Annotated in this window: 23 protein-coding genes; 17 read left to right on the top strand and 6 right to left on the bottom strand. The window is 62.2% G+C overall.

Annotated features, from left to right (window positions below):
- Positions 1-11: 11 nt before the first annotated feature.
- From ACM6IT_RS14735 to gspM, 15 genes are all read left to right on the top strand, one after another.
- A complete protein-coding gene (locus ACM6IT_RS14735; RefSeq protein WP_007975602.1) occupies positions 12-1,430 on the top strand; it encodes an FAD-dependent oxidoreductase in 1,419 nt (472 codons plus the stop codon).
- A 252-nt stretch (positions 1,431-1,682) separates the two neighbouring features.
- The gene (gene hemE / locus ACM6IT_RS14740) at positions 1,683-2,750 is read left to right on the top strand and encodes a uroporphyrinogen decarboxylase (protein ID WP_056725688.1); all 1,068 of its coding nucleotides are present in this window, start codon (positions 1,683-1,685) and stop codon (positions 2,748-2,750) included.
- Positions 2,751-3,040: 290 nt separating this feature from the next.
- Positions 3,041-4,507, top strand: coding sequence for an N-acetylglucosamine-binding protein GbpA (gene gbpA, locus ACM6IT_RS14745; protein WP_414914176.1), 1,467 nt, complete (start codon positions 3,041-3,043; stop codon positions 4,505-4,507).
- Between the two features lie 77 nt (positions 4,508-4,584).
- Positions 4,585-4,935: a cytochrome b/b6 domain-containing protein gene (locus ACM6IT_RS14750; protein ID WP_414918317.1), complete on the top strand. Its 351-nt coding sequence runs from the start codon at positions 4,585-4,587 to the stop codon at positions 4,933-4,935.
- Between the two features lie 4 nt (positions 4,936-4,939).
- Complete coding sequence (locus tag ACM6IT_RS14755) at positions 4,940-5,482, top strand: hypothetical protein (protein WP_414918238.1); 543 nt, start codon at positions 4,940-4,942, stop codon at positions 5,480-5,482.
- 8 nt (positions 5,483-5,490) lie between these two features.
- On the top strand, positions 5,491-7,410 hold the full coding sequence (gene gspD, locus ACM6IT_RS14760) for a type II secretion system secretin GspD (RefSeq protein WP_414918239.1): 1,920 nt from the start codon (positions 5,491-5,493) through the stop codon (positions 7,408-7,410).
- Between the two features lie 4 nt (positions 7,411-7,414).
- Entirely contained in the window at positions 7,415-8,887 is a 1,473-nt protein-coding gene (gene gspE / locus ACM6IT_RS14765) for a type II secretion system ATPase GspE (protein WP_414918240.1), read from the top strand.
- A gap of 3 nt (positions 8,888-8,890) precedes the next feature.
- Positions 8,891-10,099, top strand: a complete 1,209-nt coding sequence (gspF, locus tag ACM6IT_RS14770; RefSeq protein WP_056725675.1) for a type II secretion system inner membrane protein GspF — start codon at positions 8,891-8,893, stop codon at positions 10,097-10,099.
- Between the two features lie 3 nt (positions 10,100-10,102).
- Positions 10,103-10,558, top strand: a complete 456-nt coding sequence (gspG, locus tag ACM6IT_RS14775) for a type II secretion system major pseudopilin GspG (RefSeq protein WP_414914181.1) — start codon at positions 10,103-10,105, stop codon at positions 10,556-10,558.
- 3 nt (positions 10,559-10,561) lie between these two features.
- Entirely contained in the window at positions 10,562-11,029 is a 468-nt protein-coding gene (gene gspH, locus ACM6IT_RS14780) for a type II secretion system minor pseudopilin GspH (RefSeq protein ID WP_414918241.1), read from the top strand.
- Positions 11,022-11,405, top strand: coding sequence for a type II secretion system minor pseudopilin GspI (gene gspI, locus ACM6IT_RS14785; protein ID WP_056725668.1), 384 nt, complete (start codon positions 11,022-11,024; stop codon positions 11,403-11,405). Before gspH ends, gspI begins: the two co-directional genes overlap by 8 nt.
- Positions 11,398-11,940, top strand: coding sequence for a type II secretion system protein GspJ (locus ACM6IT_RS14790; RefSeq protein ID WP_056725666.1), 543 nt, complete (start codon positions 11,398-11,400; stop codon positions 11,938-11,940). Before gspI ends, ACM6IT_RS14790 begins: the two co-directional genes overlap by 8 nt.
- The gene (locus ACM6IT_RS14795; RefSeq protein WP_414918242.1) at positions 11,937-12,788 is read left to right on the top strand and encodes a type II secretion system protein GspK; all 852 of its coding nucleotides are present in this window, start codon (positions 11,937-11,939) and stop codon (positions 12,786-12,788) included. The genes ACM6IT_RS14790 and ACM6IT_RS14795 overlap by 4 nt, the downstream gene beginning before the upstream one ends.
- Positions 12,785-13,891 carry a type II secretion system protein GspL gene (gene gspL, locus ACM6IT_RS14800; protein WP_223541758.1) on the top strand — a complete coding sequence of 369 codons (1,107 nt, stop codon included), beginning with the start codon at positions 12,785-12,787 and terminating at the stop codon, positions 13,889-13,891. The genes ACM6IT_RS14795 and gspL overlap by 4 nt, the downstream gene beginning before the upstream one ends.
- The gene (gene gspM, locus ACM6IT_RS14805; protein ID WP_056725659.1) at positions 13,888-14,319 is read left to right on the top strand and encodes a type II secretion system protein GspM; all 432 of its coding nucleotides are present in this window, start codon (positions 13,888-13,890) and stop codon (positions 14,317-14,319) included. Before gspL ends, gspM begins: the two co-directional genes overlap by 4 nt.
- On the opposite strand, the gene ACM6IT_RS14810 is transcribed toward gspM, so the two are convergent.
- Positions 14,312-15,592, bottom strand: coding sequence for an MFS transporter (locus ACM6IT_RS14810; protein ID WP_413966567.1), 1,281 nt, complete (start codon positions 15,590-15,592; stop codon positions 14,312-14,314). The genes gspM and ACM6IT_RS14810 overlap by 8 nt on opposite strands.
- Positions 15,593-15,710: 118 nt before the next feature.
- Here ACM6IT_RS14810 and ACM6IT_RS14815 point away from each other — a divergent pair, with 118 nt between their 5' ends.
- Positions 15,711-16,613 (top strand): LysR family transcriptional regulator, encoded by a 903-nt coding sequence (locus tag ACM6IT_RS14815; protein WP_150754744.1) that lies wholly within the window; start codon positions 15,711-15,713, stop codon positions 16,611-16,613.
- A gap of 466 nt (positions 16,614-17,079) precedes the next feature.
- A complete protein-coding gene (locus tag ACM6IT_RS14820) occupies positions 17,080-17,346 on the top strand; it encodes a DUF6124 family protein (protein ID WP_414918243.1) in 267 nt (88 codons plus the stop codon).
- Between the two features lie 93 nt (positions 17,347-17,439).
- On the opposite strand, the gene ACM6IT_RS14825 is transcribed toward ACM6IT_RS14820, so the two are convergent.
- Genes ACM6IT_RS14825 through ACM6IT_RS14845 form a run of 5 tightly spaced genes read right to left on the bottom strand, consistent with a single transcriptional unit; the run spans position 17,440 to position 21,566 of the window.
- Entirely contained in the window at positions 17,440-18,666 is a 1,227-nt protein-coding gene (locus tag ACM6IT_RS14825; protein WP_414918244.1) for a beta-ketoacyl-ACP synthase, read from the bottom strand.
- Positions 18,666-19,394, bottom strand: a complete 729-nt coding sequence (fabG, locus tag ACM6IT_RS14830) for a 3-oxoacyl-ACP reductase FabG (RefSeq protein WP_414918245.1) — start codon at positions 19,392-19,394, stop codon at positions 18,666-18,668. The genes ACM6IT_RS14825 and fabG overlap by 1 nt, the downstream gene beginning before the upstream one ends.
- A complete protein-coding gene (locus ACM6IT_RS14835; RefSeq protein ID WP_056725648.1) occupies positions 19,394-19,852 on the bottom strand; it encodes a hotdog family protein in 459 nt (152 codons plus the stop codon). Before ACM6IT_RS14835 ends, fabG begins: the two co-directional genes overlap by 1 nt.
- Positions 19,849-21,045 carry a beta-ketoacyl-[acyl-carrier-protein] synthase family protein gene (locus ACM6IT_RS14840; protein WP_414914183.1) on the bottom strand — a complete coding sequence of 399 codons (1,197 nt, stop codon included), beginning with the start codon at positions 21,043-21,045 and terminating at the stop codon, positions 19,849-19,851. The genes ACM6IT_RS14835 and ACM6IT_RS14840 overlap by 4 nt, the downstream gene beginning before the upstream one ends.
- The gene (locus tag ACM6IT_RS14845; RefSeq protein ID WP_056725644.1) at positions 21,042-21,566 is read right to left on the bottom strand and encodes a hypothetical protein; all 525 of its coding nucleotides are present in this window, start codon (positions 21,564-21,566) and stop codon (positions 21,042-21,044) included. The genes ACM6IT_RS14840 and ACM6IT_RS14845 overlap by 4 nt, the downstream gene beginning before the upstream one ends.
- Between the last annotated feature and the right edge of the window lie 17 nt (positions 21,567-21,583).

The raw sequence follows: 21,583 nt of genomic DNA on the forward strand, positions 1-21,583 counted from the left end.
GAGGTTTTAAAATGGCTGAACGTCTGAATAATGACTTCCAGTTCATCGAGGTCGGGCGCAAGGATCCGAAGAAGAAACTGTTGCGTCAACGCAAGAAAGAGTTCGTGGAAATCTACGAACCCTTCAAACCCCAGCAGTCGGCCGACCAGGCCCACCGCTGCCTGGGTTGCGGTAACCCGTATTGCGAATGGAAGTGCCCGGTGCACAACTTCATTCCCAACTGGCTGAAGCTGGTGGCCGAGGGCAACATCCTCCAGGCCGCCGAACTCTCGCACCAGACCAACACACTGCCGGAAGTCTGCGGCCGGGTGTGCCCGCAGGATCGTCTGTGCGAGGGTGCCTGCACCCTCAACGACGGCTTCGGCGCGGTGACCATCGGTTCGGTGGAGAAGTACATCACCGACACCGCGTTCGCCATGGGCTGGCGCCCGGACATGTCCAAGGTCAAGCCGACCGGCAAGCGTGTCGCGATCATCGGTGCCGGGCCTGCGGGCCTGGGCTGTGCCGACGTGCTGGTGCGCGGCGGCGTGACCCCGGTGGTGTTCGACAAGAACCCGGAAATCGGCGGTCTGCTGACCTTCGGCATCCCCGAGTTCAAGCTGGAAAAGACCGTGCTGAGCAATCGTCGCGAAGTCTTCACTGGCATGGGCATCGAGTTCCGCCTCAACACCGAGGTGGGCAAGGACGTGACCATGGAGCAACTGCTCGAAGAATACGATGCGGTATTCATGGGCATGGGCACCTACACCTACATGAAGGGCGGCTTTGCCGGGGAAGACCTGCCGGGCGTGTACGACGCGCTGGATTTCCTGATCGCCAACGTCAACCGCAACCTGGGCTTTGAAAAGTCGCCGGAAGATTTCGTCGACATGAAAGGCAAGAAGGTCGTGGTACTCGGCGGCGGCGACACGGCGATGGACTGCAACCGTACGTCGATCCGCCAGGGCGCCAAGTCGGTGACCTGCGCCTATCGTCGTGACGAAGCGAACATGCCGGGCTCGCGCAAAGAGGTGAAGAACGCCAAGGAAGAAGGCGTGAAATTCCTCTACAACCGCCAGCCGATCGCCATTGTCGGTGAAGACAAGGTCGAAGGCGTGAAGGTGGTCGAGACCCGTCTCGGCGAGCCGGACGCCCGTGGCCGCCGTAGCCCCGAGCCGATCCCGGGCTCCGAAGAGATCATCCCGGCCGACGCCGTGGTCATCGCTTTCGGTTTCCGTCCAAGCCCGGCGCCGTGGTTCGAGCAGTTCGAAATCCAGACCGACAGCCAGGGCCGCGTGGTGGCGCCGGAACAAGGTCAGTACAAGCACCAGACCAGCAACCCGAAGATCTTCGCCGGTGGCGACATGGTGCGCGGTTCCGACCTGGTGGTGACGGCGATCTTCGAAGGCCGTAATGCCGCCGAAGGGATCCTGGATTACCTGGGCGTGTAACCCCGCCCCGGAACTAAATGTAATACCCCCTGTGGGAGCGAGCTTGCTCGCGATAGCGGTGGATCAGTCAGCAGAGATGTTGAATGTGAAGCCCTCATCGCGAGCAAGCTCGCTCCCACAGTCGTTTTGTGGTGAGTCAAATACTGCATTCCACCGCGACAAATTGACCCGATAGACAAAAGGCTGACCTGCAACCGTGCCTTTTGCTCCCGGCTCTGAGAAAATGCCCTCACTTTTTTTCCGGATGCCGACATGACTGCCCTGAAGAACGACCGTTTCCTGCGCGCCCTGCTCAAGCAACCCGTAGACGTCACCCCCGTGTGGATGATGCGTCAGGCCGGTCGCTACCTGCCTGAATACCGCGCCAGCCGTGCCAAGGCCGGCGATTTCATGAGCCTGTGCATGAACCCGGCGTTCGCTTGCGAAGTCACGATGCAGCCGCTCGACCGCTATCCACAACTGGATGCGGCGATCCTCTTCTCCGACATCCTGACCATCCCCGATGCCATGGGGCAGGGTCTGTATTTCGAAACCGGTGAAGGTCCGCGCTTCAAGAAAGTCGTCAGCACCCTGGCCGACATCGAAGCCCTGCCGATTCCTGATCCGCACAAAGACCTGGGTTACGTGATGGACGCGGTCAGCACCATCCGCCGCGAACTGAACGGCCGCGTACCGCTGATCGGTTTCTCCGGCAGCCCGTGGACCCTGGCGACCTACATGGTCGAAGGCGGCTCGTCGAAAGACTACCGCAAGACCAAAACCATGCTCTACGACAACCCGCAAGCCTTGCACCTGCTGCTGGACAAGCTCGCGCAGACAGTCACCAGCTACCTTAACGGCCAGATCATGGCCGGTGCGCAAGCGGTACAGATCTTCGACAGCTGGGGTGGCAGCCTGTCGGCGGCGGCGTACCAGGAATTCTCCCTGGCCTACATGAAGAAAATTGTCAGCGGCCTGATCCGCGAACACGAAGGTCGCAAGGTGCCGGTCATCCTGTTCACCAAGAACGGTGGCCTGTGGCTGGAAAGCATCGCTGATGCCGGCGCCGACGCACTGGGCCTGGACTGGACCTGCGACATCGGCAGCGCCCGTGCCCGTGTTGGCGACAAGGTCGCGCTGCAAGGCAACATGGACCCGACCGTGCTCTACGCCAAGCCGGAAGCCATCCGTACCGAAGTCGGGCGCATCCTGGCCAGCTACGGCAAAGGCAGCGGCCACGTGTTCAACCTCGGCCATGGCATCACGCCGGAAGTCGATCCGGAACATGCTGGTGCATTCCTGCGCGCGGTACATGAGCTGTCGGCGCAGTATCACGAGTAGCGATTGCCCGTTTTCACAAAGCCTGTCCCGCCTCGTGCCGGACAGGTTTTTTTGTGCCGCTTAAAAGCTCAAAAAATAGAGCATCACCAACTGTAAGAATGTTTTCTTTTTTTGTCGGATTGAGGCAAGGAGAGACTGTTCCTGCCTCGCGTGGTGATTACTCCTACATAGAATTTTCCTCCATCCCCGTAAGGTTCCAGGCCCTTGTCCGGCGTATTGCCGAACAATCACGAAGCGAACAGGGGCGCCCACAAGGCGCCCTGTTTTCGATAAGCAGTCTGGAATACATCATGAAAATTACATTTGATAAAAGAAGTGCTTTAACGGCCTGCACTTCATCGATGATCCTGTTATCGGCAATGCTGGCCTCTCAAACCGTTTCCGCCCATGGCTATCTGGAAGTGCCGCCGTCGCGCGCGCTGGCTTGCCAGAAAGGCTTGAACACCAACTGCGGTGGCGCCCAGTACGAACCGCAGAGTGTCGGTGAAACCTTCAAAGGCTTTCCGGCGGGCGTCGGCGGTGCTCCCTTGCAGGGGCCGGTCGATGGCAAGATCGCCAGCGGTGGTCACTCGCTGTTTTCTGCCATGGATGCACAGTCCGCCACCCGTTGGCACCTGACTGAAATCAAGGACCGCAACATCGATTTCAAGTGGCATTACACAGCGGTTCACCCGGCTACCAAACACGAGTATTTCATCACCCGCAACGGCTGGAATCCGAACGAATCGCTCAAACGCGCCACTTTCGAAAGCACGCCGTTCTGCACCATCGACGGCGGTAACAAGCGTCCGGAGTCCAGCGACAAGCACAACTGCAACATTCCGGCAGACAAGTCTGGTCATCACGTCGTCCTGGCCATCTGGACCGTGGGCGATACCGATGCCGCGTTCTACAACGCTACGGATCTGAACATCCTGGCGGAGCCTGAACTGCCTGGCGGCTGGTCCTCCGTAGGCAGCATTGCGCCTTCGACGGCGCTGTTGGTGGGCGACAAGGTCAAGGCCCGCGCATTCACCGGCAATGGCGAGAGCCCGGACTACAGTGTCGAAATCAGCATCGATAATGCTGTAGAAGGCACGCCGCAAAACTGGTCGTTCAAGCTGGCAGAGAAAATCAACCAGACCCACACCCTTGTTCGCGCCGGTATCCGCGACGAGAGCGGCAATGTCGAGCCGGTCAAAGGCACCAACAGCCTCTACGCACAAAAAGAAAGCGGGGTAGTGCGCTACGAAGTGCAACTGGACATGAAGGAGGACACCGCTGCGCGCATGTCGGTGGCCTCGCAGCAAGCCGAATACGTTCTGGATAAGGGCCGGGCGAAGGTCGATTTCAGCATGATCGCGAACCGTGCGATGAACGTCGAAGCCACTTTGCTCGACCAGAACAACAAACCGGTAGGCACCACCTCGGCACAAGTGGCCAGTGGCTCCACCTCGCTGTCCATGGATGTGCGCAGCAACCCGGGCGCGCACACCTTGACCCTGGTCGGCACCACCCTGGATGGCCGCACGACCCGTCAGGACACCCAGACCACCCAACTGACCGGTGAGGGCGCCGGCATCGAATACGATTTCGTGTTCCCTGAAGGCCTCAGCGACTACACAGCCGGTACCAAGGTGCTGCATCCGAAGACCAACGAAGTCTTTGAGTGCAAACCGTTCCCCGAGTCGGGTTACTGCAAGCAGTACAGCCCCTCCGCCAACGGCTTCGAACCGAGTGTCGGTGCTCACTGGCACATGGCGTGGAACAAGTTGTAAGTCCCCCTCGTAGCACTTCAGGCGATCGGTAGCCGATCGCCTGACGCTTTATTCCCTTGATGTTGATCGAGTTGAAAATGACGGTTTCGGGTTATTCCAGACTGCGCGTGCTGCTGCATTGGTTGTCTGCGGCGGTGATCCTGTGGACCTCGATTTACCTCATCGTCGGGGCCGTCCTGGTGACCGGCGTGTTGATGATGGATCGCCCGATCAATGTATTCGGGGTTATCGGGATCGCTCAACCGTTAAGCGATCCATGCCTGATCGCCCTGTTTGTTACGGTCCACACGTGGGCGTGTGTGGTGTTGTCGCTGCTGCTGGCCGTCCACATCGGTGCCGTCATCGTGCATGAGGCCTGCAACCACCGGGTGCTGCAACGGATGTCTTTGCGTCTGTGTGGCAAGCCTGGGGCCGGGCGACTTGAGTGAGGCCATGGTGATGCTTTCGCGCGAACGCTTGGCCGGACTGGTCTTGCTCCTGGGCAAGGCGAGCCTGCTGGTCGTGCCGCTGGCCTATGGGGCGTTCCTGGGCTGGCAGGAGTGGCGCTATCGCGAACAGTTGATGCTGCCAGCGCGGGTCGAAACCTCGCGAACCGCACCCGCACCCCGGCAAACGCTCGACGCAACGGCGGTTGCAACGGTGCTCGGTCTGACGACGGGCGCCGAGTTGCTGCCGAGCGCGGAACCGCTGAGCTTGAAGGCAAGCTTCGTCGTCACTCATGGCTTGTCCCGGGTGTTGTTGGCGGACTCACAAGGCGCGCGCATCTACCAGGTCGGCGAGCGCTTGCCCGGTGGCAGCGTCTTGCGTCGCGTCGAGCCCGACCACGCGGTGTTGTGGAGCAAGGGCCGAGAGGAACTATTGACGCTCCAGCCTCCCGCACCGGGTTTTCTGCAACGGCTCGATCCCCACGGCAAGCCCCAAGTGCCCAGCGTTTCTCCGCGTTTTTTTAGCCCGCTTGCCGGGTCGACAGAGTGATCAAGTTCATGAATAGCTTTCTCGGTGCGCAAGCACTGCGACCGGTGATTTTTTTCGTCGCCATGGTGGTAACGCTTTCCCACGGCGCGCTTCTGGCCGAGGAAGAAAAATGGCAGCTGGCGATGAACAACGCAGAGCTGCGCGACATCGTCGAAGAGATCTCCAACATTCTGGGGACCACCGTGGTGCTGGACCCCAAAGTCTCCGGTCGCGTCACGGTCATGTCCCGACAGGCCCTCGATCGTGAAGGCGTGCGTCGGTTGTTCTATTCGGTGCTCGACGCCCACCACTTCACGGTGATTGATGAGGGCGACCGGATCCTCATCACCCCGGTTGCCGAGGCCAAGACCCGGGCCGGCCAGGGCACGGTGAAAACCACTACGGCGTCGCAGTTCGTGACCGAAGTCATCGGCTTGAACACCAGCAGTGCCTCCGATATCGCCGGGCTGGTGCGACCGTTGGTGTCTGCCAATGGTTATGTCGGCCCTTCGGTGTCGGCCAATGCGTTGGTGCTGACCGACACGGCTGCCAATGTGAAGCGCATCGCGCGGGTGATCCGCGAACTGGACTCCGGTCAGAACAACCTGCACGCGGTGGTCCCGCTCAAGCATGCCCTGGCGGGCGATGTCGCGCCGGTGATCGAGGCCTCCATGGGCAAGCGCAATGCCGATTCAGCGATACAGGTACTGGCGGACACCAGGACCAATCGCCTGGTTTTCATTGGCCCGCCGGTCGTTCGCCAGCGCTTGATCGAGCTGGCCCGAGGTCTCGATACGCCGGCTACCACGACCCTCGACAATGCCCGGGTGATTCGCCTGCGTCACAGCGATGCCAAGCAGTTGGCCGAGATTCTGGAGTCGATGGGGCAGGGCAGAAAGCAGACATCCGCCATCGGCAACGCCAAGGACACGTCTGGCGGTGCAAGCTTCATGATCAAGGCCGACGAAAGCCAGAACGCGCTGGTGCTGATCGCCGAGCCGGCGCAAGTGCGGACCATCGAAAACATCGTGCGCCAGCTGGACCAGCCACGGGCCCAGGTGTTGATCCATGCCGCCATCGTCGAAATCTCCGGCGACATCGCTGAGGCCGTCGGTGTGCAGTGGAACCTCAGCACAGGTGACGCCAAGGGCTTCATCAACTTTCCCGGCACCGACATTCCGATCGTCGGCGGGTTGAAGTTCGACGAGAAAAGATCGGCGCCGGAGGGGGCGATCCTGCAACTGGGCGGCGACCGCTTCGGTGCGCTGATTTCGGCCTTGGCCAGCAACACCCACAGCAACCTGCTGTCCACGCCGAGCCTGTTGACCCTGGACAATCAGGAAGCCGAAATCATCGTCGGCCAGAACGTGCCGTTCAAGACCGGCTCCTACGCCACCAACAGCAACGGCGCGGAGAATCCGTTCACCACCGTCGAGCGCAAGGACGTCGGCATCAGCCTGAAGATCAAGCCTTACATCAACGAAGGCTCGACGCTGCGCCTGGAGGTCGAGCAGGAAGTGTCGGACATCGCGCCGTCGGTGTCGGGCATCGATTCCTCGGACCTGATCACCAACAAGCGAGCACTCAAGAGCACCATTCTCGCCGACGATGGCGAAATCATCGTGATCGGCGGCCTGATCAGGGACAGCGTGCGCACCCAGAAAAGCGGCGTGCCGCTGCTGCGAGACATTCCCTACCTCGGCGCGTTGTTCCGCTGGAGCCGCGACACCCAGACCAAAAGCAACCTGATGGTGTTCTTGCGCCCGACCATCGTGCGCAGCAAGGAAGACCTGTCTCAGGTCAGCCAGCAGCGTTACAACGCGCTGCGTGACTTGAGCAAATCAGGGGCGGGGGAAAACAACTCGCTGTTGCTGCCTTCCGAGGCGCGCGGGTTGTTCGAACCGGCCAGCGACGCGCCAGTGTTCGATTTGCGCGGCAAGGCGCAGTGAATCCATGAGCGAACTCTGCGAGCAATTGCCCTTCGGTTTCGCCCGGCGTTTTGGTGTGTTGCTGGAGCATGACGGCGACGAGCTGCGCATTGCCCTGCGCAGTGATGCGCCGCTCACCGCATTGGCGGAAGCGCGCCGGGTGTGCGGACGGACGTTGCCGTTTCAAATCGTCGGGGCCGATGAGTACGCCTCGCGCCTGGCGGCGGCCTATCGCGAGGGGCACAGTGCGGTGGAGCAGGTTGCCCAAGGGCTGGACGAAGAACTGGACTTGCTCAGCCTGGTCGATCAGGTCCCGCAAACCGCCGACCTGCTGGAGCAACAGGGCGACGCACCGATCATTCGCCTGATCAACGCGCTACTCGGTGAAGCAGTGCGTGAGCATGCCTCGGATGTGCACCTGGAAACCTTCGAGCAGTACCTGTCGGTGCGCATGCGGGTGGATGGCCAACTGCGTGAAATGCTCAGGCCCAAGCGCGAACTGGCGACGCTGTTGGTGTCGCGGATCAAGGTCATGGCGCGCCTGGACATCGCGGAAAAACGCGTGCCCCAGGATGGGCGAATGGCCTTGCGCCTGGCCGGGCATGAAGTCGATGTACGGGTCTCGACGCTGCCTTCGGCCCACGGCGAACGGGTGGTGCTGCGTTTGCTCGACAAGCAGGCCGGGCGCCTGGACCTGCATCGGCTGGGCATGCCGGACGATACCCTCGTGGCCCTGCGCCAACTGTTGGGCAAGCCCCACGGCATTTTGTTGGTGACCGGGCCGACCGGTTCCGGCAAGACCACCAGCCTGTACGCCGCCCTGAGCAGCCTGAATGACCAGACCCGCAATATTCTCACGGTCGAAGACCCGATCGAATATCACCTGCCGGGTGTCGGCCAGATGCCGGTCAACCCAAAGGTCGACATGACCTTCGCCCGGGGCCTGCGGGCGATTTTGCGCCAGGATCCGGACGTGGTGATGGTTGGCGAAATCCGTGACCGCGAAACTGCCGAGATCGCTGTCCAGGCGTCCTTGACCGGACATCTGGTGCTCTCGACCCTGCACACCAACAGCGCGGCCGGCGCGGTCACGCGGCTGGTAGACATGGGTGTCGATGCCTATCTGTTGGCGTCCTCGCTGGTGGGCATTCTGGCCCAGCGCCTGCTGCGCACCTTGTGCCCCCATTGCAAGGTTTCGTACCTCGCCGACGCGGCAGCCTGCCAGCGCCTGGGGCTCGACACCAGCACGTCGCACACCCTGTTCAAGGCTTCGGGCTGTGAACAGTGCCAGAACGGCTATCGCGGCCGCATCGGCATTTACGAGCTGATCAGCGTGACGCCCGCCGTCTCGGCGCTGATCCATCAGGGCGCCAGTGAGCAATTGCTCGTCGACGAAACACGCAAGGTCTCGCGCAGCCTGTTCCAGGACGGGCGCCAGCGGGTGCTTGAAGGGTTGACCAGCCTCGATGAATTGCTGCGTGTGACCCAGGAGAACTGATCGGTGCCGACCTTCGACTACCGCGCCCACGATGCCCAGGGACGATCCTGCAAGGGACGGCTGGAGGCCGATGGACCCCGCCATGGGCGACAGTTGTTGCGTGAGCGTGGTTTGTGGCCGCGTGTCTTGATCGAGGTCAGGGTTGGCGGCGGTGCGGGCCAGCGGTCGCGAGGTGGACGCCTGAGTGCCGCTGATCTGGCGCTGTTGACGTTGCAACTGTCAACGCTGGTTCAGGCCGGACTGCCCCTTGAGGAAGCGCTCGATGCGGTGGCGAAGCAGAGCTCAAAGCGCAAGGTTGCAAGCTTGCTCTCGGCGGTCAGGAGCCGGGTAATGGAAGGTCACGCCCTGGCCTCGGCACTGGGGCAATTTCCCCGGGCCTTTCCCGAGTTGTTCCGCGCCACCGTGGCCGCCGGAGAACGCTCGGGGCATCTGGGCCATGTGCTGGAGCAACTGGCGGCCTACACCCAGGCCCGCCAGGCCTCGCGGCAAAAGATTCAGATGGCCCTGGTGTACCCGTTGATCCTGATGTTGGCCAGCGTGGCAATCGTCGGTTTTCTGCTCGGTTACGTGGTGCCGGATGTGGTGAAGATCTTCGTCGACAGCGGCCAGCCGTTGCCCTGGCTGACCCGGGCGCTGATCGGCGTGAGCAACGGCCTGCGCGACCATTTCCTGTTGTTGATGGGCGTGCTGGCGGTGCTGCTCGGCCTGTGGCGCTGGAGCTGGCAGCAGCCGCAGTGGCGTCTGCGCTGGCATCGTTGGGTGCTCAATGCCCCCGTCATCGGTGAAGTGCTGCGCGCCATGGAAGCCGCGCGGTTTGCCAGCACCCTGGCAATCCTCGGCAAAAGTGCCGTGCCCTTGGTGGACGCCCTGGAAATTGCTGCCGCAGTCATCGGCAACCTGACCATCCGCGCGCGGATGGTCGATGTCGCCCGCTCGGTCCGCGAAGGCGCAACGCTGACCCGTGGCCTGGAGATGAGCGGCGACATCCCGCCGATGATGCTGCACATGATCGCCAGCGGCGAACGTGCCGGCGAACTCGACCGCATGCTGGCCCGGGCCGCCGAACAACAGGAAAACAGCCTCGCCGCGCGCATCGCGCTGGTGGTGGGCCTCTTCGAGCCGGCCATGCTGGTGCTGATGGGCGGCGTCGTGCTGCTGATCGTCATGGCCATCCTGCTCCCGATTCTCAGCCTCAACCAATTGGTGAATTGATCCATGCAACCTGTCCGAAAAAAACCTTCCCGCGCGCAACGCGGTTTTACCCTGATCGAAATCATGGTGGTGGTGGTCATCATCGGCGTGCTGGGGGCCATTGTGGTGCCGCAGTTCATGAGCCGCCCCGATCAAGCCAAGGTCACTGCCGCCAGAATCGATATCCAGGCCATCGCCACCGCCCTGGAAATGTACCGCCTCGACAACGCCCATTACCCCTCGACCCAGCAAGGCCTGGAAGCGTTGGTCAAGCGTCCTTCCGGACTGCCCGTGGCGCGGGGCTGGAACCCCCAGGGTTACCTCAAGAGCATGCCGGTCGACCCGTGGAACACGCCTTATCAGTACCTCAATCCGGGTATGCGATCGGTAGACGGCACTTACGACCTGTATTCCCTGGGCGCCGATGGCGCAGCGGGCGGCGAAGGGTTTGCAGCCGAAATCGGCAATTGGGGCCATTGATCCGTGGGCTACCGCAGTCGGGGGTTTACGTTATTGGAGCTGATGATCGTGATTGTCGTGGTTGGCGTCTTGCTGGGCATGGTGAGCTTTGTCGGTGGGGGCAGTCCCGCGCGCGAGGTCAGGCAGGTAGCCGAGGCGATGGTGCAGGTGATTCATCAATTGCGTGAGCGCGCGGTGTTCGAGGGGCAGGAATATGGCTTGCGGCTGGGTACCGATGGCCACCGGGTGATGCGCCGGGGTGATGGCGGGTGGGAGCCGGTGGAGGGGCTGACTACCTGGCCTTTGAGCATACGAGTACGTTTGCAGCAGGATGGCTATGGGGTAGGGCTGGACGCTGACGAAGGACCGCCGCAGTTGCTCTTGCTCAGCAACGATGAAACCAGTGCCTTCACGCTGACATTCGAGTCCGGCGACAGGACCTGGCTGAGCCTGTCCGGCGATGGTACCGGCGAGGTGGTGATCGATGACTAGTCGGCCACCCTTGTCGTCCATGGGCGGCTTCACGCTGCTGGAAATCATGGTGGCCCTGGCGGTCTTCGCGACACTGGCGGCAGCCGTGCTGTCGGCCAGTCAATACGCGGTGAAGCAGCGCGGCGCCGTCGAGACTCGGCTGTTCGCAGCGTGGCTGGCGGACAACCGCTTGAACGAATTGCGCCTGCAATCGGGCTTGGCGGCCGGTCAGCAACAACAGATCGTGTCCATGGATCAACGCGACTGGGTGCTGCAACAGCACATCAGCGCCACCGGCGATCCGCGTTTGCTCCAGGTCGACATCCAGGTCAGCCCGGCGAACAGTGCGCACGCCTTGCATCGTGCCAGCGGCTGGATACTTGCGGTTCATGACTAGGCAGCGTGGGTTCACCTTGCTGGAGCTGGTTATCGCCCTGGCCATCTTCGCCGTGCTGGGGCTGGCCAGTTGGGGTTTGTTCGATAGCGTGCTGCGAGTGCAACAGGGCACGGCGGCCCACGAGCGAGCACTCAGGAGCCTGCAACGAGCGATGGCGGTGATCGAGCGGGATCTGCTGCACGTCACCGCACAGCCGGTGGTGCTCGCCGGGCCGCTTTTGCAGTTCCAGCGCAGTCACTGGCGCAACCCTCTGGACCAACCCCGCAGTGAGCGCCAGATGCTGAGCTATCGGCTCGACGGCGGCGTGCTGTGGCGCGAAAGCCAGGGCGAAGGTACGGAGTTCGTGCAGCGGCAAAAGTTGCTCGAAGACGTTCGCGAATTGGGCTGGCGTCTGTTCGACAGCCAGTCCGGCTGGGTTGCTCATTGGCCGGCCGGGCAGGACGCGAAGGCGCCCATGGCGCTGGAGGTGCAAGTCTCTGTCGGGCGCTTCGAATCGATTCGTCGGGTGTTGCCGATGCCGGGTGCATTGCCATGAACGGGCGCCAACGCGGCATTGCCTTGATCAGTGTATTGCTGGTCATGAGCCTGGCACTGCTGATCATCGGCGGCGTGTTGCGCAGTCATCACCTTGCGTTGCAAAGCAGCGGGCAACAATTGCAGCAGATACAGCTGCGGCAACTCGCATCGGGCGGGGAAACCTGGGCGTTGTTGCTGTTGCGCGATGCGTTGCAGGACGCGAAAAAACCCGTCGAACGGTTGCAAGGCTGGACTGACATGGCGCCTGACTTCGAGGTTGACGATGCGCAGTTCCTTATCGATATCGACGACCTCGCCGGGCGCTTCAATCTCAATGCGTTGTTACGCCAGGGGCAGGTGGATCAAGTCACCCTCAATCGTTGGGCACGTCTGCTCGAGCTGCTCGAACTGCCTCCTCTGCAACTGAGTCAGGTCGGGCCGCTGCGGGAACTCAGCCAGTTGCGCTTGCTGCCCGGCATTGACGCTCGCTTGCTGCAGCGGCTGGAGCCTTGGGTGGCGCTGCTGCCCACTGAAGCCGCCTTGAACATCAACACCGCGCCGGCACTGCTGTTGAGAGCACTCGGCGAGGTGGACGCCGCGACCGCCGATGCGCTGGCGCGTCAGGCGGCAACAACGCCTTGGGCGAGCGTCCAGGCGTTTACCCAAGACCCCTTGCTCTCCGGGCAGGGCCTGAGCAGTCACGGACTTGGCACCCAAAGCCGCTGGTATCGGATAAGGGTGCGGGTGACCCGGGACGGGCGCGAACTGCACCTGGCCACGGATATCGGGCACGACCCCAAGACTCGACAACTGACAGTGCTGCAACGACGTTTTCTTCCCATGAGCAGCCACGAGAGACCGCGATGAACACTTGGCTTTACCTGACCGCCGAAGGGCAGGACGCGCCATCAGGCCTCTGGCCCTGCGTCCTGTGGTCAAAAACCGGTCAACGCCAGCCGATGCCACTGAATCAGGCGGCCTCGGCATTGCAAGGCCAGGTAGTCGATGTGCTAATGCCCATGGAAATGTGCAGTTGGGTTCGCAGCGAGCCATGGCCGTCGCGACGCAGGCCCGAAGCCCAGGCCATGGCCTACGCCGTGGAAGATCAACTGAGTGAAGCGCTGGAAGGCGTGCATCTGAGCGTTGGCGCTCGTGATCGTGACGGCTGCTTCCCGGTCATGGTCATTGGCCGTGAACGGTTGGCCGCCGTGCTCGACTTGCTGCGAGAGGCGGGCATTGAGGTGCGCGGGGTGTTCGTCGATGCCGATCTGTTGTCCGGTGATCAGCCGTGCGGCGCATGGTGGTTCGGTCGCTGGTTGTTGGGTGCAGGCCTGTCGGCGCGCCTGGCGATATCGCAAGACGACCTGGCGCTGCTCACTCCGTTATTGCCCAAGGACATGCAATGGCTGGATGCCCGTGAGGCCCCCGCCGTCATCGACCAATGCCTGACCCAGTGCCCAACCCGGGCCATCAACCTGCTGCAAGGCGCATTTGCCCCACGGGGCAAGCGTCTGCCCTGGCGCGCCGGCGGGTGGGCGTTGTTGATGCTGGCGCTGTTGACCTGGGGTGCCAGCGAAACGCGCATCCGCTTCCTCGACAGCGAAGCCCGCCGCCTGGCCACCCAGAATGAACAGCGATTCAAGGCGCTTTACCCGGAGCAAAGCCGCATCGTCGATATGGCTGCGCAACTCAAGGCCCTGCAAAGCCAGCCTGTGGATTCGCAAAACAGCCGCATTGCCGGGCTGATCCGGTTGATCGAACAGGTGATTGGCGCCAGCCCGGTCGAGGTCCAGCGCATCGAGTTTCGAGCAGGCGAAGGCTGGAAAATCCAGCTGACCGCCAGCGGTTTTACCGAGCTGGAGCAGTTGCGCGAACGCGGGCGACAACAAGGCATGCCCGTGCGGCTCGACAGCGCGAACAAAACGGCTGGCCGGGTACACGCCACCCTCACCGTGGAGGACGGGGCATGAAGCAGGCATGGCGGCGCATTTCCGTGCGCGAACAACGGCTGTTGCAAGTGTCGGGGACTTTTTTGTTGGCGGTCGTGGCTTTCAGCCTGATCTGGCAACCGACCCGGCAGCGACTGGAAACCGCCGAGCGACAGTATCAACAGCAGGCGGGGCTGGCCGCGCAACTGCAACGGGCGTTACCGCGCAGCGATGTCCCCGTCGACAGCGAAAAACCGCTATCGCTGCGCATCAGCGAAAGCGCCGCGGCGACGGGGCTGGAGATCCGTCAGATGGAGAGCGACACCGATCTGCTGCGCGTGACCCTCAATGGCAATGCACAACCGTTGATGCAGTGGCTCGACGGCATGGAGCGCAACGGTGTCGCGTTGCAATCGCTGACCCTGGAAAAACGCGACGATGCCCTGGAGGCACGGGTGGTGCTCAGGTAGTCGAGGTGTTCTGCGGCAACAACGGCAACTTCGCCAGCTTCAACGCGACCAGTAGCGCAATCACCAACAGCGTGCCGATGAACAACCCGATGCCGTTCCAGCCGCCCAGGTGCCAGAACACGCCACCCACCGTACCGGCGATGCTCCCCCCGGCGTAGTAGCTGAACAGGTACAAGGACGATGCTTGTCCCTTGGCCCTGGTGGCGCGGCGGCCGATCCAGCTGCTGGCCACCGAGTGGGCGCCAAAGAAGCCGAAGGTAAAGATCAGCATGCCGATGATCACCAGCGGCAGTGGCGTGAACATCGTCAGGGCCAGGCCAACGATCATCAGCGCGATGGTGCTCCAGAGCACTTTGCGGCGACCGAGTCTGTCGGCCAGCGAGCCGATTTTCGCTGAGCTGTAGATGCCCGACAGGTACACCACCGACAGCAACCCGACGAAGGCCTGTTCCATGTGGTACGGCGCGGCCAACAGGCGATAGCCGATGTAATTGAACAGCGTGACGAATGCGCCCATCAACACAAAGGCTTCAAGAAACAGCAGCGGCAACCCGGCGTCGCGAAAGTGCATGGTGAAACCGTCGAGCAGGCTGCGCGGGTGCAGCGAGCGGGCGCGGAAGTTGCGCGATTCCGGGAGGATTTTCCAGAACAGCGCCGCGGCGATCAGCGCCAGGCCACCGATCACCAGCATCGCCGTGTGCCAGCTGACGAAGTCGATCAATACCCCGGTGATCAAGCGTCCGCTCATACCGCCAATCGCGTTGCCACCGATGTACAAACCCATGGCGAGGCCGATGTGCTGTGGGTGGATTTCTTCGCTCAGATAGGTCATCGCAACCGCCGCCAGACCGCTCAACGACAATCCAATCAGCGCACGCATCAGCAGCACACCGTGCCAGCTCGGCATCATCGCACTGGCCATGGTGCACAGCGCCGCGGCGAACAATGCGGCCACCATCACCGGTTTACGCCCGATACGGTCGGAAATCGGGCCGGTGATCAGCAGGCCGATGGCAAGCATGCCGGTGGCGATAGACAGGATCAGGCTGCTCTGCGCCGCGTTGATGGAATACTCGTCGGACAGCAGCGGCATCATCGGTTGCACGCAGTAGAGCAGGGCGAACGTCGCGAAGCCGCCGCAGAACAACGCCAGCACCGTGCGCATGAACGCCGGGGTGCCTTTTTCGATGTAGATCTCCGCCAGCTCAGCGGCAATAGCGTCCGGTGCTGCGGGAGGAACTTCATGGGCGAGTGGGGCGACAGCAGTTTTCACGGGGGACCTCGGAGGACGCAGCCGGTCAGGCAATGAAAAAAGCATATAGCTGGCTAATGATTCAATCCAATATATTGTTCGACCTGTTTGATAGCTTTAACGACCTAATGGGGTTTCCATGGAATTGCGTCATCTGCGCTACTTCATCGCTGTCGCCGAAGAACTGCACTTCGGCCGCGCCGCACAGGTGCTGGGCATCTCCCAGCCACCGCTGAGCCAGCAGATTCAGGCGCTGGAGCAGGAAGTCGGCGCGCGGCTTTTCGAGCGTACCAATCGTCGGGTCGAGCTGAGCGAGGCCGGTCGGCTGTTTCTGCAAGAGGCACGGCTGGTGCTGGCGCAGGTCGACAAAGCGGCGGATGTCGCGCGACGAGCGCAACTGGGCGAGTTGGGTGAGCTGAAAATCGGCTTCACCTCGTCGGCCCCCTTCAACTCGACCATTCCCCAGGCGATTTTCTCTTTCCGCCAGCGCTTCCCGGCGGTGCACCTGAACCTGCGGGAAATGAGCAGCACCCAGGTGGCCGATGCGCTGGTGGACGAGTCGATTGAAGTCGGCATCATGCGCCCGCTCGGGCTGCCGGACTGCCTTAGCGTGGTCGAATTGATGCGCGAGCCGCTGGTCGCGGTACTCAGCTCCAAGCACCCGTTGGTAGAGGGCAGCGAGGAGGGCTTGTTCCTGTCAGCCCTGGCGCTTGAGCCCTTTGTGTTTTTTCCGCGCAGCTATGGCAGTGGCCTCTACGCACAGCTGCTCAGCCTGGCGCGGGACTCCGGCTTCAGCCCGCACTTCGCCCAGGAGGCCGGCGAGGCGATGACCATCATCGGGCTGGTTGCAGCGGGGCTCGGTGTGTCGGTGCTGCCGGCGTCTTATCAGCGGATGCGTATTGACGGTGTGGTCTATCGCCCGCTGCTCGATCCGGCGGCGGTGTCAGCAGTTTGGCTGGTGCAGCGCAAGGATCAGAAGTCGGCGATGGCGCGGGCGTTTGTGGAGTTGTTGACCAGGAAGGTCGAGCCGTTAGAGGCGTGACTGCTGCGTCCGAACGCGGCCCGAGTCAATCGCGAGCTTGCTCGCGATGGCGTCCGAGAGAACACCAAAAAGACTAGCTGTATGGAGCAAGAAGCATCAGTCCTGCCGGAAGCTTCACCACCCGCCGTGGGACATTTCCGAAATCCTTCGCAAAGGCTACAGCGCCTTGCGACGTTGCCTGCAACTACTCCAGAATCCGCCGGCTTGTGCGCTTTGAGGGCCATCGCTAACTTGATTCGTGTCACTGATGGTCAGTGATCGGGTTTAGCAGCCCGTGTCCACGATGAAGCGCATTTGCGCTCCTGATAGGCAGGTATATCCATACCTGCTTTTGACGGTAGCTGTGCGCAGGGCGCCTTCGGGCGCGCCGGTTTCATCGTGGCCCGGTCTGCTAACCTGCGTACAGCTGCCACCCTTTTGATCAGTAGCGATTCGGTGTCGGCTCCTCTTTTCTGGGCACTGAATCATGACCAACAAAGCAAAAAACCGGTCGGACACCGATCCGGATACCTCACGCCAACCCAGCAAAATCTTCCTCGTCGCTCCTGAAGTCGACAACCACACTCTGCTGGAGTACGCATGTGTGTCACTGGCATCAGCCAATGCCATGGCGAGCGACTTCGCGAGGAGTCTGAACGGAGCGCAAAGCAACGCCCTGCTGGGCATTCAGCAGTCGATCATGCTGGGGGAACTGGCGGTGAATCGGGTGTTGGATAACCTCGATTCGCCCTGATAGCTACATCGCACATCAACAAGATCGCAGCCTTCGGCAGCTCCTACGGGTTCCTTGTAGGAGCTGCCGAAGGCTGCGATCTTTTGACATTGATTACGGCCAGCGCTTGAAAATCAGCGAAGTATTCACCCCGCCAAACGCAAAATTATTGTTCATCACATACTGATTGCTCATCTGCCGAAACTCGCCGCGCAGGTAGTCGAGCTTGCCGCAATGCGGGTCGACTTCGTCGAGGTTGAAGGTGTGGGCGTAGAGATCGCGGTTCATCATTTCAATGCTGAACCAGGACTCCAGCGCACCACAGGCGCCAAGGGTGTGGCCGAGGAAGCTTTTCTGCGAGCTGATCGGCATGTGTTCGCCGAACAGGCTGCTGGTGGCCAGGGTTTCGGCGATGTCGCCCTGTTCGGTGGCGGTGCCGTGGCCGTTGACGTAGCCGATGTCCGACGGTTTCAACCCGGCGTCTTCCAGGGCCAGTTCCATGGCCCGGCGCATGGTGACTTGTTCGGGACGGGTGGTGTGCTGGCCGTCGGCGTTGCTGCCGAAACCGACGATCTCGGCATGGATGCGCGCACCACGGGCCAGGGCGTGTTCCAGTTCTTCGAGCACCAGCATGCCGCCGCCTTCGCCGATCACCAGGCCGTCGCGTGCGGTGTCGTAAGGGCGCGGGCTGCGTTGCGGGGTGTCGTTTTTCAGGCTGGTGGCGTAGAGCGCGTCGAAGACCATGGCTTCGGTCGGGCACAGTTCCTCGGCGCCCCCGGCGAGCATCAGTGGCAGGCGCCCGAACTTGATGGCCTCGTAGGCATAGCCGATGCCCTGGCTGCCGCTGGTGCAGGCGCTGGAGGTGGGAATCAGGCGACCGGTGAGGCCGAAAAAGATGCTGATATTGGCTGCCGTGGTGTGCGGCATCATGCGCACGTAGGAGTTGGCGTTCAGGCCCTCGGCCACTGAGTTGAGCAGCATGTTGCCGAACGCCTTGATCTCGTCGGTGCTGCCGGTGGAGGAGCCGCAGGCGACGCCCATGCGCCCGTCCTTGATCGATTCGTCACCCAATAATCCGGCGTCGGCCAGTGCCAGTTCCGACGCGCCGACGGCCAGCCGCGAAACCCGGCCCATGCTGCGCAGTTGCTTGCGGGTCCAGTGGCTCGGCACCTTGAAGTCATCGATGGGGCCAGCCAGGCGCGTGTTGAGTTCGGTAAAACGATCCCACTCGTCCATCCGGCGGATGCCGCTGCGGTTGGCCGCGAAGTTGCCGGCGATGGTCTCCCAGTCGCTGCCCAGTGAGGTGATGCCGGCCATGCCGGTGACGACGACGCGCTTCATCAGCACAGGCCTCCGTTGACGGCCAGAACCTGCCGGGTGATGTACGAGGCTTCCGCCGACATCAGGAAATTCACCGCGCCGGCCACCTCTTCAGGGGTGCCCATGCGTTGTGCGGGGATCATTTTCATCAGTTCTTCCACCGGCACGTTCTCGTCGAGCATGGCTGTGTCGATCAGGCCGGGTGCGACACAGTTAACGGTGATTTTGCGCTTGCCCAGCTCGATCGCCAATGCCTTGGCCGCGCCGATCAACCCGGCCTTGGAGGCACTGTAGTTGACCTGGCCACGGTTGCCGATCAGCCCCGACACCGAAGTGATGCAGACAATCCGCCCGGCGGCGCGACGACGGATCATCGGCATCATCACCGGGTGCAGCACATTGTAGAAACCGTCGAGGTTGGTGCGCATCACCACATCCCAATCCTCCTCGCTCAGGGCCGGAAAGGCCCCGTCGCGGGTCAGCCCGGCATTAAGCACCACACCGTAATAGGCACCGTGGGTTTCCACGTCGGCTTCGAGAACTTCCTTGCAACGGGCGCGGTCGGACACGTCGAACTGCAGGATGCGCGCACGACGGCCCAGGGCCTCGACTTCGGCCTTGATGGCTTCGGCGTCGGCCAGGCCGCTGCGGCAATGCAACACGATGTCGTGCCCGGCCTGGGCCAGGCGCAAGGCGATGGCGCGGCCGATGCCACGGCTGGAACCGGTGACCAGTACGGATTCAGTCATCACTGGACTCCTTCGGGTTCATGGAGATATTGAGCGGCCTGGGGTGGGCGGTACACGTTCAGACGGGCGGTAACGTGAATGCCGGGGGCGTTGATGTGGCATTCGAACACGCCCATGCCGTTATCGTCTTCCAGGGAGCGAATACCGTGGATGGTCAACTCGGTACCGGCCGGAAAACTTTCGACGTTGCATTCGAATTTGCGGCTGCCGAGCAGGAAGCCCAATTCCACCTCATCACCGCGCTGGCGCGCATGGCAACCGGCGAAGGCGGCCACGCTCTGGGCCATCAGTTCGATGCCGACCCAGGCCGGCAGGCTGCCGTCGGGGAGATTGAACAGGCCATCGGGCTTGACGGTCAGGCGCGTGTGAATCTGTTCTTCATCGAACGCCAGGATCCGGTCGATCAGGATCATGTCGCCAGCGTGGGGCAGCAATTCAGCGATCGGCCAGTCAATCATGGGGCGTCTCCGATAATCAGGCTGACGTTGTTGCCACCGAAGGCAAAGGAATTGCTCATCAGGTAGCGAGGTGCAATGGACGTCAGGCGCGTGGCCGGGGTCACCCATTGCAGCGGCGGCAATTCGGGGTCGGGCTGTCCGTCCCAGACGTGTGGCGGCAGGGCATGCTCTCGATTGTCCGGGCTCAGGCTCAACCAGCAGAACGCCGCTTCCAGCGCCCCGGCGGCACCGAGGGTGTGGCCGGTCATGGGTTTGCTCGACGAACAGGGCACGCCGGCCGGGAACAGCGTCGCCACGGCCTGGCTTTCCATGGCGTCGTTGTGCTGGGTGGCGGTGCCGTGCAGGTTCAGATAAGCGATCTGCTCTGGTTGCAGGTTGGCGCGGCCCAGGGCTTTGCGCATCGCTTGCAGGGCGCCACGACCAGTCGGCTCCGGGGCGGATATGTGATGCGCATCGGAACTGGCGCCGCTGCCGAGCAAGGCAATCGGCTGGCTGTCGCCTGCACGCCTGGTCATCAGGAACAGCACCGCCGCTTCACCAATGTTGATGCCGTTGCGGTTCACCGAAAACGGATTGCAGCGTTGTTCCGAGACCGCTTCGAGCGCCGAAAAACCGTTGAGGGTCAGCTTGCACAAGGTGTCGACGCCGCCACACAGCACCGCGTCGCAAATGCCCAGGTCCAACAGGCGCTGGGCGCTCATCAAGGCCCGGGCGCTGGAGGTGCAGGCCGTGGAAATGACATAGGCCGGCCCGCTCAACTGCAGCCACTCGGCGAGGAAGTCCGCCGGTGCCCCGAGTTCCTGTTGCTGATAGTCGTACTCGGCAGGGAACTGTTTTTCGCGCAGGTAATGCGCCAGGCTCTGGCTGGCCTCGTCGATGCCCGAGGTGCTGGTGCCCAGCACCACACCGATGCGGTCGCGGCCGTAGGTCTGGATCGCGCTGTCGATGTCCGGGCGGATTTGCAGCGTGGCTTCCAGCAATAACTGATTGTTGCGACTGTGATGGCGCGACATATCGGCTGGAATGCTTGCCAGTTTGCCCTGGACCGCACCGACCGGCAGCGTGCGTTGTGGCACCCAACCGGTTTGTTCGCGCATGCCGCCGCAGTCGCCGGCAAACAGGTTGCGGGCAACTTCCTGCTTGTCGCGGCCCAGCGCGCAGACCAATCCGAGGGCATTGAGGTAAGCCGTCATGGCGTTTCACCGCTCAGGGGGGTGACTTGATAGGCCGGACCACGCGGTAGCTTCAATTCAAAATTCTGCGGTTGTACGTAGTGGATGTCCCAGCGCTCGGGCAGGTACCGTTGCCTGCCGTGCTGCCAGGCGCCGGGATAGTTGGCCGCCAGTTCATCTTGCGGCGTCAGCGCAAACAGCAGCGCCGCGAACAGCTCCCGGGCTCGCGGGTTGGGCGGTAATAAACCATCGGACTCCCAGGTTTTATCGACCAATTTCTGGCGGGCCTGGGGAATGCCCAACAGGTCCATCATCGACCAGCGGATACCCGCCTCTTCACGCTGGATCACCAGCACCCAGTCCTCGCGTTCGTCGGCCTGCCCGCGCTGGATGTGCAATTGCAGCGGCAGCGGCAGATCCGGATTGTGCACGGGCAGCGGCGCCCGGCCGGCGCAGGCGCTCAAAAGCAGGGTTGCGGCGATTAACAGCAATCGCAATGCACTGGCTACCCCTGTGCAGTTCAAGCGACGGCTAATCAACATCACACAGTTCCTTCAAA

This window comes from Pseudomonas sp. IT-P4 (assembly GCF_949767755.1).
GTDB lineage: Bacteria > Pseudomonadota > Gammaproteobacteria > Pseudomonadales > Pseudomonadaceae > Aquipseudomonas > Aquipseudomonas monachiensis.

Excerpts from the sequence above, each read along its gene's own strand:
- ACM6IT_RS14735 (WP_007975602.1), top strand. The coding sequence starts at position 12 with ATGGCTGAACGTCTGAATAATGACTTCCAGTTCATCGAGGTCGGGCGC.
- hemE (WP_056725688.1), top strand. The coding sequence starts at position 1,683 with ATGACTGCCCTGAAGAACGACCGTTTCCTGCGCGCCCTGCTCAAGCAA.
- gbpA (WP_414914176.1), top strand. The coding sequence starts at position 3,041 with ATGAAAATTACATTTGATAAAAGAAGTGCTTTAACGGCCTGCACTTCA.
- ACM6IT_RS14750 (WP_414918317.1), top strand. The coding sequence starts at position 4,585 with ATGACGGTTTCGGGTTATTCCAGACTGCGCGTGCTGCTGCATTGGTTG.
- ACM6IT_RS14755 (WP_414918238.1), top strand. The coding sequence starts at position 4,940 with ATGGTGATGCTTTCGCGCGAACGCTTGGCCGGACTGGTCTTGCTCCTG.
- gspD (WP_414918239.1), top strand. The coding sequence starts at position 5,491 with ATGAATAGCTTTCTCGGTGCGCAAGCACTGCGACCGGTGATTTTTTTC.
- gspE (WP_414918240.1), top strand. The coding sequence starts at position 7,415 with ATGAGCGAACTCTGCGAGCAATTGCCCTTCGGTTTCGCCCGGCGTTTT.
- gspG (WP_414914181.1), top strand. The coding sequence starts at position 10,103 with ATGCAACCTGTCCGAAAAAAACCTTCCCGCGCGCAACGCGGTTTTACC.
- gspI (WP_056725668.1), top strand. The coding sequence starts at position 11,022 with ATGACTAGTCGGCCACCCTTGTCGTCCATGGGCGGCTTCACGCTGCTG.
- ACM6IT_RS14790 (WP_056725666.1), top strand. The coding sequence starts at position 11,398 with ATGACTAGGCAGCGTGGGTTCACCTTGCTGGAGCTGGTTATCGCCCTG.
- ACM6IT_RS14795 (WP_414918242.1), top strand. The coding sequence starts at position 11,937 with ATGAACGGGCGCCAACGCGGCATTGCCTTGATCAGTGTATTGCTGGTC.
- gspL (WP_223541758.1), top strand. The coding sequence starts at position 12,785 with ATGAACACTTGGCTTTACCTGACCGCCGAAGGGCAGGACGCGCCATCA.
- gspM (WP_056725659.1), top strand. The coding sequence starts at position 13,888 with ATGAAGCAGGCATGGCGGCGCATTTCCGTGCGCGAACAACGGCTGTTG.
- ACM6IT_RS14815 (WP_150754744.1), top strand. The coding sequence starts at position 15,711 with ATGGAATTGCGTCATCTGCGCTACTTCATCGCTGTCGCCGAAGAACTG.
- ACM6IT_RS14820 (WP_414918243.1), top strand. The coding sequence starts at position 17,080 with ATGACCAACAAAGCAAAAAACCGGTCGGACACCGATCCGGATACCTCA.
- ACM6IT_RS14825 (WP_414918244.1), bottom strand. The coding sequence starts at position 18,666 with ATGAAGCGCGTCGTCGTCACCGGCATGGCCGGCATCACCTCACTGGGC.
- fabG (WP_414918245.1), bottom strand. The coding sequence starts at position 19,394 with ATGACTGAATCCGTACTGGTCACCGGTTCCAGCCGTGGCATCGGCCGC.
- ACM6IT_RS14835 (WP_056725648.1), bottom strand. The coding sequence starts at position 19,852 with ATGATTGACTGGCCGATCGCTGAATTGCTGCCCCACGCTGGCGACATG.
- ACM6IT_RS14840 (WP_414914183.1), bottom strand. The coding sequence starts at position 21,045 with ATGACGGCTTACCTCAATGCCCTCGGATTGGTCTGCGCGCTGGGCCGC.
- ACM6IT_RS14845 (WP_056725644.1), bottom strand. The coding sequence starts at position 21,566 with ATGTTGATTAGCCGTCGCTTGAACTGCACAGGGGTAGCCAGTGCATTG.